Annotated in this window: 10 protein-coding genes; 7 read left to right on the forward strand and 3 right to left on the reverse strand. The window is 74.4% G+C overall.

Annotated elements, in window-relative coordinates; all coding sequences use genetic code 11:
• Positions 1–321: 321 nt before the first annotated feature.
• The gene (locus ABVB68_RS10255; RefSeq protein ID WP_353600584.1) at positions 322–1,398 is read right to left on the reverse strand and encodes a sigma factor-like helix-turn-helix DNA-binding protein; all 1,077 of its coding nucleotides are present in this window, start codon (positions 1,396–1,398) and stop codon (positions 322–324) included.
• Between the two features lie 93 nt (positions 1,399–1,491).
• Between ABVB68_RS10255 and ABVB68_RS36885 the strand changes: the two genes are divergently transcribed.
• On the forward strand, positions 1,492–3,906 hold the full coding sequence (locus ABVB68_RS36885; RefSeq protein ID WP_503006059.1) for a cell division protein PerM: 2,415 nt from the start codon (positions 1,492–1,494) through the stop codon (positions 3,904–3,906).
• A 369-nt stretch (positions 3,907–4,275) separates the two neighbouring features.
• On the opposite strand, the gene ABVB68_RS10265 is transcribed toward ABVB68_RS36885, so the two are convergent.
• Positions 4,276–5,127 carry a hypothetical protein gene (locus ABVB68_RS10265; RefSeq protein ID WP_353600585.1) on the reverse strand — a complete coding sequence of 284 codons (852 nt, stop codon included), beginning with the start codon at positions 5,125–5,127 and terminating at the stop codon, positions 4,276–4,278.
• Between the two features lie 284 nt (positions 5,128–5,411).
• On the opposite strand from ABVB68_RS10265, the gene purN reads away from it, so the two are divergent.
• Positions 5,412–6,050, forward strand: a complete 639-nt coding sequence (gene purN / locus ABVB68_RS10270; RefSeq protein WP_353600586.1) for a phosphoribosylglycinamide formyltransferase — start codon at positions 5,412–5,414, stop codon at positions 6,048–6,050.
• A complete protein-coding gene (gene purH, locus ABVB68_RS10275; protein ID WP_353600587.1) occupies positions 6,047–7,615 on the forward strand; it encodes a bifunctional phosphoribosylaminoimidazolecarboxamide formyltransferase/IMP cyclohydrolase in 1,569 nt (522 codons plus the stop codon). The genes purN and purH overlap by 4 nt, the downstream gene beginning before the upstream one ends.
• Before the next feature lie 109 nt (positions 7,616–7,724).
• On the opposite strand, the gene ABVB68_RS10280 is transcribed toward purH, so the two are convergent.
• Positions 7,725–8,354, reverse strand: coding sequence for a hypothetical protein (locus ABVB68_RS10280; protein WP_353600588.1), 630 nt, complete (start codon positions 8,352–8,354; stop codon positions 7,725–7,727).
• Positions 8,355–8,592: 238 nt separating this feature from the next.
• Here ABVB68_RS10280 and ABVB68_RS10285 point away from each other — a divergent pair, with 238 nt between their 5' ends.
• From ABVB68_RS10285 to ABVB68_RS10300, 4 genes are all read left to right on the forward strand, one after another.
• The gene (locus tag ABVB68_RS10285) at positions 8,593–9,447 is read left to right on the forward strand and encodes a bifunctional methylenetetrahydrofolate dehydrogenase/methenyltetrahydrofolate cyclohydrolase (protein WP_353600589.1); all 855 of its coding nucleotides are present in this window, start codon (positions 8,593–8,595) and stop codon (positions 9,445–9,447) included.
• Complete coding sequence (locus tag ABVB68_RS10290) at positions 9,437–9,910, forward strand: DUF3017 domain-containing protein (protein WP_353600590.1); 474 nt, start codon at positions 9,437–9,439, stop codon at positions 9,908–9,910. Before ABVB68_RS10285 ends, ABVB68_RS10290 begins: the two co-directional genes overlap by 11 nt.
• 516 nt (positions 9,911–10,426) lie before the next feature.
• Entirely contained in the window at positions 10,427–12,094 is a 1,668-nt protein-coding gene (locus ABVB68_RS10295; RefSeq protein ID WP_353600591.1) for a DUF2690 domain-containing protein, read from the forward strand.
• A gap of 374 nt (positions 12,095–12,468) precedes the next feature.
• Complete coding sequence (locus tag ABVB68_RS10300) at positions 12,469–13,458, forward strand: malate dehydrogenase (RefSeq protein WP_353600592.1); 990 nt, start codon at positions 12,469–12,471, stop codon at positions 13,456–13,458.
• Positions 13,459–13,811: the final 353 nt, after the last annotated feature.

Here is a 13,811-nt window from a genome sequence, read left to right on the forward strand (position 1 = left end):
CACAGCGACGACGCCCTCCGCTGCCACGGCGAATCCCCACCCGGCAACGCCGCCGCTGCCAGGGCACGGCGACGCCCCCGCTGCCACGGCGAATCCCATCCCGCAACGCCTCCGCTGCCAGGCGAATCCCCACCCGGCGACGCCACCGCCGCCACGGCGAACCCCCATCCCGCAATGGCCGCCGCTGCCACGGCGACCCCCCCTCCCGCAACGGCCACCGCTGCCACGGCGAATCCGCAGCAGGCAACGCCCCCGTAGCGACCACGAACGCGCAGCCGGCGCCCCCGGGCCCGGTCTCCCCGGGGGCGCCGGCGGGCCCCGTCACCGCAGGTCCGGCATCAGCCTTTCCGGACCGCTCGCCTCCGACTGCCGCAGCTTCCTCCGGAGGGCGATCTCCTCCCCGGACAGGGGCCCCAGTGCGGCCCGCGGCGGCACCCCCCGCACCGCCTGGGCAGGAGCGATCGGCGCCTCGTAGTGCGTCGGCGCCGTCCGCAGCGTCAGCGTCGTCGCCCCGACGATCGTGACCGTGAACGCGATGGCCGCCCGGGTCCAGAAGACGTTCCGGCGTTCGCCCACCGTGCGCACCACCGTCGGCCGGGCCGCGCGCAGGCGCTCCGCCGAGGCCAGTTCCAGCAGGCGGCGATGGAGCTCGGCGGGATCGGCCAGCTCCGGCAGACAGGCGGCGACCGCCTCGCGGGCGTGTGTGAGCCGGCTGGCGGCCGCCGGAGTGCTCGCCTCCGTCTCCGCCGCCGTCTCCGGCAGGTCGAGGCCCACCCCGTCGTACAGGACGAGCGTGCGCCGGTATGCCGGCGGAAGCCCGAGCAGGGCGTGCAACAGGGCGCGGTCGGCCGGGTCGGTGGGCGGGGGCTCGGGGTGCCGGTACCGGGGGCGGAAGCGGTGCCAGGGGGAGAGCGCGCAGTCGTACGCCACCGCGCGCACCCATCCGGCCGGGTCCCGGTCCCGGGCCACCTCGGGCCAGCGCTGCCAGGCCTGTTGGAAGGCCTGCTCCACGACCTCGCGGGCCAGGTCCCGGCGCCCGGTGAGCAGATAGGTCTGCCGTACGAGGGCGGGTGCGCAGAACGCGTACAGCGCGTCGAAGGCCTGAGCGGGCGTCAGCGGCTCGGGCGCGGCCGGCGTGCCCTCGGGGACGGGCCCGCTCGCCTTCCCCGCCGGGGCCTGAGGGTCCGTCGGGCGGGCGAGCGTGGACAGCAGGCCCGCGTACGCCTCGCCGTCGCTTCCGTCGGGGACACGGCGGCCGGACTCCCACGCCCGCACCGTGGCGCGGCTGACGCCGAGTCGGGCCGCGAGCTGACCCTGGGTCAGCGAGTGGGCGACGCGCAGGCGTCGGCGCTCCGTCGGTGGTGGCAGCGGGGTGGCAGTTCTCTGCGTCGTCACCATGCACCCTTTCGTACGAAAAAGAACATAAACATATATTGAGCGACACTACGGGGGTTCGCCCGTTACGACGGGAAAGCGCGTGTCGTTGGGACCATGGCGTCCGTGATCCAGATGACCGCTCGCCGACCGTCCCCGTCGCCTCTGCTGGCCCGCGTGCGCGACCGCTCGCCCGGACTGGGCGCGAGCCTTCTCGGCGGTGCGGTGGCGGCCGGGCTCGGGCTCGGTGCGTTCGCCGTACTCGTCCTGGCCATGTGGGTGGGCTCGCCGTACCCCGACAGCGGGCCGGGCGGGGCGCTGCACGTGGCCGCCGCGTTGTGGCTGCTGGCGCACGGGGTGGAACTGGTCCGCACCGACACGCTCTCGGGCGCGCCGCTGCCGGTGGGCCTGACCCCGCTGCTGCTGCTCGTGCTGCCGGTGTGGCTGCTGTACCGGGCGGCGCGCGACGCCTCGGACGTCTCCGCCGAGCCCGACGGACCGCCCCCGGTACCGGCTCTGACGGCGTGGACGGGCGTCGTGCTCGGCTACCTCGGCGTGGCCGGCGCGGCCACGCTGTACTGCGCGGGCGGCCAACTACGCCCTTCGTGGGAATGGGTGACGAGCTGTCTGCCGGCCGTCGCGATGGCCGCGGCGGCCGCCGGCACCTGGTCGGCGCACCGCCACCCGCACGCGGGACGCCTGCCCGGCGGGACGGAACCGGCAGCGGAGTGGGCGGCATCGGGCCTGCCGGCGCTACTGCCGGGGCCGGTACGGCGATTGCTCGCGCGCGCCGGGGTGCGGGCCTTGCTGGGTACGGCCGTACGGGCGGCCGGTGTCGCGACGGCGGTGCTCTTCGGGGGCGGGGCGCTGCTGACCGGGGTGTCCCTGGTGTGGCACGGCGACGTGGCGCGGGCGTCCTTCCTGCAGCTGACGGAGGGCTGGACGGGGCGGTTCGCCGTACTGCTGCTCGGCATCGCACTGATCCCCAACGCCGCCGTGTGGGCCGCGTCCTACGCCCTCGGCCCCGGATTCGCCCTCGGCGCCGGACACCCGGTGCATCCGTTTGCCTCCGATCCGGCCCCTCTGCTGCCGCCCTTCCCGCTGCTGGCGGCGGTGCCGGACGCGGGCGCCGGAGCGCCGTTGAACTGGGCGGCCGGGCTGGTGCCGGCGGCGGCCGGGCTGACGGCGGGGTGGTTCGTGGGGCGGGCGGCCGTACGGCGGCGGGAGGCCGGGCAGGCGGCGCGGGCCCGCTGGTCGGCCGGCCGCACCGCCGGGGCGGTCCTGCTGACGGCGGCGGTCTGCGCGGTGTTCCTGGGCCTGCTCGCCGAACTGGCCGGCGGGCCGCTGGGCGTGGCCGCGCTGGCCCGCTTCGGCCCGGTGTGGTGGCAGACCGGGGGAGCGGCCGGCGTCTGGACGGCGCTCTTCGCGATGCCGGTGGCGCTCGGCGCACGGGCCTGGCGGCTGCGGGGCCGGCGGAAGCGGTCCGAGGCGATTCCGGCGCAGGGAGCGCAAGGTGCGGCGCGGGGCAAGGAGCCGCGGAGGGAGACGGCCGGCGGTGCGGTCCCGGGCCCGGCGAAGGGCGCGACGCAGGAACCGGCGTCGGCGAAGGCGCCGGTGGCGGGGGCCGCGGCGGACTCCGGCAACGACGGGCAGGGCCCCGGGGGGAAGTCCGCAGGGCCTCAGGAGCCGGGGACGGCGAAGCCCGCGACCGGCGACGAGCCGACGGCGAAGCCGGGCGGCGCCGTCTGGGCCGGTGGCGCCACCGAGGACGAGAACGCCGAGGCCGAGCACGGTATCGGGGCCGCCGAGCACGGCACCGGGACCACGGAAGGCACCGACGCCGGCCACCGCACCGGCGTCATGGACGGCGGCCAGGCCCCGAGCGGCACCGGGATCACGGACGGCAGCCGGGCCGCGAGCGGCACCGGGGTCATGGAATCCGCGAGCGGCACCGGGGGCATGGACGGCAACGAGTCCGACGTCGGCGAGGCCGACGGCGGAGACGGGGGGAAGGGCGAGGGCGGCGGCAGGGCCACGGACGGAGACGGGGCGAAGGGCGAGGACGGCGGCAGGGCCGCGCGTACCCATGCCGCCGGGAACGCCACCCGGTCGGACGACACCACCTGGTCGAAGGGTGACCAGGCGAAGGGCGGCGACCAGGCGAAGGGTGCCGGTCAGTCGCAGAAGAAGACCCAGTCGAAGGACGCCGCCAAGCCGAAGAGCGGCCCGAAGTTCCGGGGGCTCATCAAGGCGAAGGGGACCGCTCGGCCGGATACGGTGACCGGCACGGCCGGCGGCGCCGAGGAGGAGCTGTACGACTTCCTCCCCGCCGACGATCCGTTCACCTCCGACTGGCACGACGAGCTGGCGCGCGCCTCCCGCTGGGCGGCCCTGAGGGAGGCGGCCGCCACTCGCGAACTCCCCGACGGGCCACCGGCGCGGTCCCCGGCCCCGGGCGACCCGTCGTCCGGAACCTCCACACCACCGCCCCCGCCCGGAAGCGGCCCCGTGGCCCCGGAGAAGGACTCCTGACCATCGCGCACGAGGACCATCGGAACGCACCGGCAAGGTGCCCCGCGCCGGATTGCCCGGACCGCGTTCCGTGAGGGGTGCGCAGGCACGATCGGACGGCGTTCGGCGAGGACCGCCCCGCCGGACGGGCCGGCGGACCGCGTGCGGCGCGAGGTGCCGGCGGGGGCCGTCGCATCTCGTCCGGCGCCGCCGGTCGGGGACCTCCGACGGCGGTCGGCGGTGGGTGCCGCAGTGGATCGCCGGACCGTGTTCCCCGGTGTCGGCACCCGCCGGTGACCTCGGCCGTCCTCGGCGGCACCCGTGGCGTCAGCCGAAGTGTCGGCACCCGCCGGTGACCTCGGCCGTCCTCGGCGGCACCCGCCCGTCGCGTCAGCCGTCGCTCACGCCCAGTACGCCGCGCAGTTCCTTCGGCAGCATGGTGTCGCAGGACTGCTTGGCCTCGTGGGTGAGGGCGTCCCCGACGCAGGTGTAGTAGTCGCGGTAGACCAGCTGGACGGCGAAGGTCGAGGCCACCAGGGCCAGGGCCAGGGAGGCCGTCACCAGGCCGCCGACTGCCGCCGTCGTCTGCGGCCGGCCGGTGGGGGCCGGGGCCGCCGGGGTGTCCGGGGACGCGCTGCGCGGCTTGGCGCGCAGCGAGCTGATGCCCCAGTACAGGGACAGCGCACCCAGCAGCAGGGCCACGTACGGCCAGCTGAACAGGACGAAGAAGACTGCCCACATACCCGACAGCAGTGCGTACCGCGCGCGCCGCTGGGCGGGGTCGGTCGGGTCCCAGCGCATGTGGGAGCCGGCCGGTCCGCCCGGCCCGCCGGGTCCGACCGGTCCCTGCGGATCGGCGCCGGGCCGGTCGCCGAAGCCGCCGGGAGATCGGCCGGGCTGGCGGTCGCTCCACTGGCTGCCCCAGGGAGAGTGGTCCTCGGAGCCGGAGCCGGAGCCTTGCCCCTCCCCTTGGCCCTGTCCCCGTCCGTTCCCCTGACCCTGGTCCTGGCCGGAGGACGCTCCAGGGTGGTGGCGCGGCTGCCACGGGCGGTCCGGGGTGCCTTCCGGGGGCGGTGCGAACGGGTTGTCGTCCTGCCGCTCACCGCCCCGCCCGTCGCCGTCGCGGCCGCGCGGCGCCTCGGGCGGCGAGGCCGGCCGCTCTCGCAGCAGCACAGCGCCGCGCTCGCCCCCCTGGACGGGGTGCGGCGGGAACGTGAGGAGTCGCAGGCTGCGATCGGCCATCAAAAGAGCGTCTTCCCCTAGGTGACTACGGCTGTCCGGCGTGAGCTTCCACCCCGTCAACGCACCGCATGACGACCGCGTTCCCGAGGCTGCCCCGTCCCGATTCCCTGCGAACGCTACCTTCCGGCCACGCCCCCGTCCCGCGGGGGCCGTCCGCGGTGCCGGTATCGTTGCTGACGGTCGGCCGCTTCGTAGACTTCCCCGTATCGCGGGGCGTGAAGCATTGGTGTGAACGCACAAAGCCGTCGGCCGGACATATCGCCACCCCGAGAAAGGGCCCCACCGTGGCCGCCACCCCCGCTGGCCCAGCGGTCAAGCGCCTCGTCGTGCTGGTCTCCGGATCCGGCACGAACCTGCAGGCGCTCCTGGACGAGATCGAGCGCACCGGAGCCGGGTCGTACGGCGCCCGGGTCGTCGCCGTCGGGGCCGACCGCGCCGGGGTCGAGGGGCTCGCCCGGGCCGAGCGGGCCGGGCTGCCGACCTTCGTGTGCAAGGTGAAGGACTACGGCTCCCGGGAGGAGTGGGACGCCGCTCTCGCCGAGACCGTGGCCGGGTACGAGCCCGACCTCGTCGTCTCCGCCGGGTTCATGAAGATCGTCGGCAAGGAGTTCCTCGCCCGGTTCGGCGGGCGGTTCGTGAACACCCACCCCGCCCTGCTGCCCAGTTTCCCGGGGGCCCACGGCGTGCGGGACGCGCTCGCGTACGGCGCCCGGGTCACCGGCTGCACCGTCCACTTCGTCGACGACGGCGTCGACACCGGGCCGATCATCGCCCAGGGCGTGGTCGAGATCCGGGACGAGGACGACGAGAGCGCGCTGCACGAGCGCATCAGGGAAGTCGAGCGAAGGCTGCTCGTCGAGGTCGTGGGGCGGCTCGCCCGCAACGGCTATCGCATCGAGGGACGAAAGGTAGTTATCCAGTGACCGCCGAGAGCAACAAGCGGGCCATCCGTCGCGCGCTCGTCAGCGTCTACGACAAGACCGGGCTCGAGGACCTCGCGCGCGGGCTGCACGAGGCCGGTGTCGAGCTCGTCTCCACCGGTTCCACGGCCGGCCGGATCGCCGCCGCCGGCGTCCCCGTCACCAGGGTCGAGGAGCTGACCGGCTTCCCCGAGTGCCTGGACGGCCGGGTGAAGACCCTGCACCCGAAGGTGCACGCGGGCATCCTCGCCGACCTGCGTCTGGACAGCCACCGCGAGCAGCTCGCCGAGCTGGGGGTGGAGCCGTTCGACCTGGTCGTCGTCAACCTGTACCCGTTCCGGGAGACCGTCGCCTCCGGTGCCTCGCCCGACGAGTGCGTGGAGCAGATCGACATCGGCGGCCCGTCGATGGTGCGCGCCGCGGCCAAGAACCACCCGTCCGTGGCCGTGGTGACCAGCCCCCGGCGCTACGCCGACGTTCTCGCCGCGGTGCAGGACGGCGGGTTCGACCTCGCCGCCCGCAAGCGCCTGGCGGCGGAGGCCTTCCGGCACACCGCGGAGTACGACATCGCCGTCGCCTCCTGGTTCGCCTCCTCCTACGCCCCCGCCGACGGTTCCGGGGAGCGGTTCCCCGACTTCGTCGGCATCACCCTGGAGCGTGCGCACACCCTGCGCTACGGCGAGAACCCGCACCAGCCCGCCGCGCTCTACACCTCCGGCGAGGGAGGTCTCGCGGCCGCCGAGCAGCTGCACGGCAAGGAGATGTCGTACAACAACTACACGGACACGGACGCCGCCCGCCGTGCCGCGTACGACCACGACGAGCCGTGCGTCGCGATCATCAAGCACGCCAACCCGTGCGGCATCGCGGTGGGCGCGGACGTCGCCGAGGCGCACCGCAAGGCGCACGCCTGCGACCCGGTCTCCGCGTACGGCGGCGTGATCGCGGTCAACCGCCCGGTCAGCAAGGAGCTGGCGGAGCAGGTCGCGGAGATCTTCACCGAGGTCATCGTGGCGCCCGGGTACGAGGAGGGCGCGCTGGAGGCCCTCACCAAGAAGAAGAACATCCGCGTGCTGCGCTGCCCCGACGCCCCGGCCCACCCCGTCGAGGTCAAGCCGATCGACGGCGGCGCGCTGCTCCAGGTCGCCGACCGGCTCCAGGCCGAGGGCGACGACCCGGCCAACTGGACGCTGGCCAGCGGCGAGGCGCTCGCTCCCGAGGAGCTGGCGCAGCTGGCGTTCGCCTGGAAGGCGTGCCGCGCGGTGAAGTCCAACGCGATCCTGCTCGCGAAGGACGGCGCCTCGGTCGGTGTCGGCATGGGCCAGGTCAACCGGGTCGACTCATGCAAGCTGGCCGTGGAGCGGGCCGGCGAGGAGCGCGCCCGCGGCGCCTACGCGGCCTCCGACGCCTTCTTCCCCTTCCCCGACGGCCCGCAGATCCTCATCGACGCCGGTGTCCGGGCCATCGTCCAGCCGGGCGGCTCGATCCGTGACGAGCAGGTCGTCGAGGCCGCGAAGAAGGCCGGAGTGACCATGTACTTCACCGGCACGCGCCACTTCTTCCACTGAGACGGGCACGCGCCGCTTCCTTCACTGAGCCGCGCACGCCCGGACGGCGAACGCCAGGGCCGTGTCCCCCCGATCACGGGACGGGACACGGCCCTCGGGGTGGTGCGGGTCAGTAGCGGGGGCGGTTGAACCAGGCCGAGCCCGCCGAACCGCCGACGAAGCAGGCGATCAGGATGCCCAGCACCGTGTGGACGAGACCCACGAGGACGAACGGGTACAGGCCGAGGACCGCGGTGATGACGCCGTAGACCAGGGTCGTGACGCGTACGCCGTTGCCACCGGTGTTGAACTTGAGGGCCAGGACGACGGTGAACACCGCCCAGGCGACCGCGAACAGCGTGATGGCCCACAGCAGGCCCGTCGAGTAGTCGGCGAACCGCTGGAAGGAGGCGTCGTCCTTCAGGGTGTTGTCGCCCTTCGCGGCGCTCACCTTGACGGCGGAGAACGCGAACAGGGCGATGCCGAGGATCTGCAGACCGGTGATCACCCACAGCATCACGCGTGCGGCGCCGACGGTACCGGGCATGGTCTGCGGCACGGCCGCACCGTACGGCCCCACGGGCGGCGCCTGCGGGTAGCCGTACCCCTGCTGCGCGCCCTGCGGGTAGCCGTACCCCTGCTGGCCGCCCTGCGGGTGGCCGTAGCCCGGCTGGGAGCCCTGCGGGTGGCCGTAGCCGGGGGCGGCCGGCTGCTGGTTCGGCGGCGGGCCGTACGGATTGTTCGGGTCGCCAAAGCTCATGGCGGAGTTCCTCCGTTGCTCGAGTGCGGGGACGACGGGGAGCACGGTTCGGAGGAGAGTCCTACAGATGCGGTCCGTCCCCCCGGTACTGCCCGCGGCACTGTGCGTTCATCGTTCGTCAGCGGGCTCTTGCTTGTCCAGCCGGAATCCCGATGTGTTGTGCAAGAGCAACCTCGCTGATCATGGCGTCGGCCACCCGGATTGGAACCCGGGCCGGGTCATCCGCGAGGATGGGGGCATGACCGCCCAGATTCTCGATGGCAAGGCCACCGCAGCCGCGATCAAGTCCGATCTGACCGCCCGCGTGGCGGCGCTGAAGGAGAGGGGCGTCACGCCCGGGCTCGGCACGATCCTGGTCGGGGACGACCCCGGCAGCCAGAAGTACGTCGCCGGCAAGCACCGCGACTGCGCGCAGGTCGGCATCGCCTCCATCCAGCGCCACTTGCCGGCCACGGCGACGCAGGCGGAGATCGAGGCGGTGGTGCGCGAGCTGAACGAGGACCCGGCCTGCACCGGATACATCGTCCAGCTGCCCCTGCCCAAGGGCATCGACGAGAACCGCATCCTGGAGCTGATGGACCCGGCCAAGGATGCGGACGGCCTGCACCCGATGAACCTCGGCCGGCTCGTCCTGAACGAGCCCGCCCCCCTGCCCTGCACCCCCAACGGCATCATCTCCCTGCTGCGGGCCCACGGCGTGGAGATCAAGGGCGCCGAGGTCGTGGTCGTCGGCCGCGGCGTGACCATCGGCCGCCCGATGCCGCTGCTGCTCACCCGGCGCAGCGAGAACGCGACCGTGACCCAGTGCCACACCGGCACCCGCGATCTGTCCGCCCACCTGAAGCGGGCCGACATCATCGTCGCGGCCGCCGGCTTCCCGCATCTGATCCGGGCCGAGGACGTCAAGCCGGGCGCGGCCGTCCTGGACGTCGGCGTCTCCCGCAACGCCGAGGGCAAGATCGTCGGCGACGTCCACCCCGACGTGCTCGAGGTGGCCGGCTGGATCTCCCCCAACCCCGGCGGTGTCGGCCCGATGACCCGGGCGCAGCTGCTGGTCAACGTGGTCGAGGCGGCGGAGCGCAGTGCCGGCTGAGGACACCCGCGGAGACGCGGAACCGCAGGTGCGGGACGCGATCAGCGCCCCCGACGCGCAGGGGCGCCCGCGGCGGGTCACCCGGCGCTTCCCGCTGTTCACCAGGGACACCGCGCGCCCCGAGGGCGGCGGCCGGGCCGCGCCCGGCGACGCCCCGGCGCCCGCCCGGCAGTGGCCGCTGCTGGTGGTGCTCGGCGCGGTCGCGCTCGGCCTGCTGCTGACCGCGCTCGACGTGTTCCGCTACGGCACCCTGCTGATCGGCGCCGGACTGCTGGCCGGCGCGGTCATGCGCTGGACCCTGCCGAGGGTCGGCATGCTCGCCGTCCGCTCCCGCTTCACGGACATCGCGACGTACGGCATCCTCGGCGTGGCGATCGTCCTGCTGACGATGATGGCCCAGCCCGACCCGTGGCTGCAGATCCCGTTCCTGAAGGGCACCCTGCACTTCACGATCACCAAGTAGCCGCCCACGCGACGCCGGTGACCGGCCCGCGTCTCCGCCCGGGGACGCGGGCCGCCGGCCCTCCGCCCGGGAGCGCGGCCGGTGTTCGGGTACGCGAGGGGACCGGTGACCCGGGGCGGCTGACACCCCGTCAGGCATGGAACGGCGGCCCATCCCTTCCCCCGAGCAGGGACGGGCCGCCGTCCGTGTTCAGCCTTCCGCCCCCGAACTCCCCGTTCAACGCCTGTCCTTGCGCTGTGGCACGGAAGTGACCGTTCCGCTACGGTGTCCGCGCGCACGGCCGCGGGCGCCGTTCAGGTGTCGATGTATTGACAGTTCGGGATACTTTTACGAGGACCTCGTAGCACCGGGTGCACCGCCGCGGCGGTGCACGCTCCTGTGCGTTCCCGCTCCGGGAACCGGGATCCTCGGGCAGCGCATCCCCGTGGGTGGCCGGCACGGGTACCGGGACGCGGGGGCGGGCCGGGGGGCCGCGCGTGGGACACAAGAGCACCGACCGGGGGAAGAGGGGGAGCGATGCCTCGTTGGAAGGCCTTGCCCGAGGATCTGGACCCGCAGATCAAGGAGTTCACCGGCCGGTTGCGGCACCTCGTGGACCGCAGCGGCCTGAGCATCGCGGCAGTGGCCGACAGCACGGGCTACGGCAAGGCGTCGTGGGAGCGTTACCTCGGCGGGCGGCTCCTCGCACCCAAGGGCGCGATCATCGCGCTCGCCGAGGTCACCGGCGCCGATCCCGCCCACCTGGCCACCATGTGGGAGCTGGCCGAACGTGCCTGGAGCCGGGCGGAGATGCGGCACGACCGCACGATGGACGCGATCCGCATCTCCCAGGCGCGTGCCGCGCTGGGGGAGTCCGGTGAGTCGGGGGTGGCCGGATCGGGCGGGAAGTCCGGGGTGGCCGGATCGGGCCGGGAGTCGGGGGTGGCCGGATCGGGCGGGAAGTCCTGGGCGGCCGGGCCGAGCAAGGCGTCCGGCGCGTCCGGGGCGTCCGGGGAGTCGAGAGCGGCTGGGTCGGGCCGGGTGCCCGGTACGGGCGATGAGCCGGGTGGTGCGGGCAAGGAGCGGGGTGCGGCCGGGGGGGCCGGCTGGCCGTCCGCCCACAGGAACGGCAGTGCCACCCTCACCCCGGGCATCGCCGGACCCGCGGGTGTCTCGCCGACGATCCCCCGCCGGCCGGCGGCCACCGACGCCGACGCCGACGCCGGGGAGAGCGGCAGCCGCAGGACGGCCGGTGGCGACGGCCGCGGGGCGTCCGCCGGCCGGGGTACCGGGTCGGGTGCGGCATCCGGCGTCAACTCCTGGGGGCTGGCGGGATATCGAGGCCCCTCCCAGGCGACCGCCCGGCCTGCCGCCGACGCCGGGACGGCTGCCGGGGCGGCCCCCGGTGCCGGTACGGGTGCGGGTTCAGGTGCCGGTGCCGGTACGGGTGCGGGTTCAGGTGCCGGTGCGGGTTCGGGTGCCGGCGCCGGACCGGGCGTGGGCGCCTCCGTCAAGGCGGCCGCGGGCGGCTTCGTCAAGCCCGGCGTGGACGGCTCCCCCAAGGCGGGCACCACTGCCGGTGTGGGGCTCACCGCCGGTTCGTGGACCCGGCCGCCGGTCGCTCCCGACGGTCCCGGCGGGACACCGGGCGGTCCGACGCCGTACGACGGGCCGCGGGTTCCCCGGCCGACGGGCCGTCCGGGGGCGGGTTCCGGGCGGCAGCGGGTCACGATGTTCCTCGCGGGTCTCGTCGGCGTCCTCGTCGTCATCGCCGCCGTCTTCCTCCTCACCGAGCGGGGCGACGGCGACAAGAAGGGGAGCGCCGCCACGTCGCCCTCGCCGTCCGCCGACCGGCACCGGAGCCTGCCGCCCGGGGTGAAGTGCTCCGGTGCCGCCTGCACCGGCAAGGACGCCGAGGCCATGGGGTGCAGCGGCGACCTGGTGACCACGGCCAAGTCCGTCACCGTCGGCACCGCCACCCTGGAGGTCCGCTACAGCAAGACCTGCGGGACCGCCTGGGGCCGCGTCACCGGCGCCGTACCGGGCGACGAGGTGCGGGTGACCGCGGGCGGGGTGAAGCAGACGGGCACCCTCACCGCGGGGGGCGACACCATCGCGTACACCCCCATGGTCGCCGTGAGGAACGCGGCGGAGGCGAAGTCCTGCGCGACCCTGGCGTCCGGAGCGACGGGCTGCACGCGGTAGCGGTCGCTCCGGGTGTCCGGGTGTCCGGGTGTCCGGGTGTCCGGGTGTCCGGACGGTGAAATTCCGGGAGTGGCCGCATGGCGGTCCCGATTCCCGGGAAGGCGCACCGTACCCCCACGGGAGTCCGGCAAGCCGGTATCCCCCGGCGGCCGTCTCCGTCCGCCTCTCCCCGGACGGGCGGCCGCCTCTTCGTGTGCCGTGACGAGGGGCTGCACGCCCCCGGTGATCCCCTTGTGGGGTGAGCCACACGGCCCGGGACGTCTCGCATGTCGGATGCGCGATAGCCTGACCGGTGGATCTCTCTTGACGCCAAGAGATCGATCATCCGCCCGGGGCAGGGACGCCCCACCGCCAGCTGTCATACGGAGAACGCCATGACCCGCACTCCCGTGAACGTCACCGTCACCGGCGCGGCCGGCCAGATCGGTTACGCCCTGCTCTTCCGCATCGCCTCCGGCCAGCTGCTCGGCGCGGACGTGCCGGTCAAGCTGCGCCTGCTGGAGATCACCCCGGCGCTCAAGGCGGCCGAGGGCACGGCCATGGAGCTGGACGACTGCGCCTTCCCGCTGCTGCAGGGCATCGACATCTCCGACGACCCGAACGTCGCCTTCGACGGCGCCAACGTGGCCCTGCTGGTGGGCGCCCGCCCGCGCACCAAGGGCATGGAGCGCGGTGACCTGCTGGAGGCCAACGGCGGCATCTTCAAGCCGCAGGGCAAGGCCATCAACGACCACGCCGCGGACGACATCAAGGTGCTCGTCGTCGGCAACCCGGCCAACACCAACGCGCTCATCGCGCAGGCCGCCGCGCCGGACGTCCCGGCCGAGCGCTTCACCGCGATGACCCGCCTGGACCACAACCGCGCGCTGACCCAGCTCGCGAAGAAGACGGGCTCGTCGGTCGCCGACATCAAGCGCCTGACCATCTGGGGCAACCACTCCGCCACCCAGTACCCGGACATCTTCCACGCCACGGTCGCCGGCAAGAACGCCGCCGAGGTCGTGAACGACGAGAAGTGGCTGGCCGAGGACTTCATCCCGACCGTCGCCAAGCGCGGTGCCGCGATCATCGAGGCCCGCGGTGCCTCGTCGGCCGCCTCCGCCGCGAACGCCGCCATCGACCACGTCCACACCTGGGTGAACGGCACCGCCGAGGGCGACTGGACCTCCATGGGCATCCCGTCGGACGGCTCCTACGGCGTTCCCGAGGGCCTGATCTCGTCCTTCCCGGTCACCACCAAGGACGGCAGGTACGAGATCGTCCAGGGCCTGGACATCAACGAGTTCTCCCGCGCCCGCATCGACGCCTCCGTCAAGGAGCTGGCGGAGGAGCGCGAGGCGGTACGCGCCCTCGGCCTCCTCTGAGAGTGACCGCGGCGACCACGCCGTGAAGCCCGCGTGGGCCCCGCTCCGGTCTTCTTCCGGGGCGGGGCCCACGCGTGTCTCCGCCGACGTCGCTTCCCGCCCCGGCACCTCCGCCGTTCCCCCCGTCGGCCCCCGGGGCCGGCCCGCGTCCCCGCTCCCGCCCCGGCACCTCCGCCGTCCCCCCCGGCGTCCCCCGGGGCCGGCCCGCGTCCCAGTCCCCACCCCGGCACCTCCGCCGTCCCCCCGGGAGCGGCCCGCGCCCGCGTCCCGCCCCGACACCCGGCCCTTTCCCGGCCCGGAACTGCCTTCAATGGCCACCGAACGACTGCGCCTGCCCCACTTTTGTCCGCTTT

The organism is Streptomyces sp. NPDC096012 (assembly GCF_040426375.1).
Taxonomy (GTDB): Bacteria; Actinomycetota; Actinomycetes; order Streptomycetales; family Streptomycetaceae; genus Streptomyces.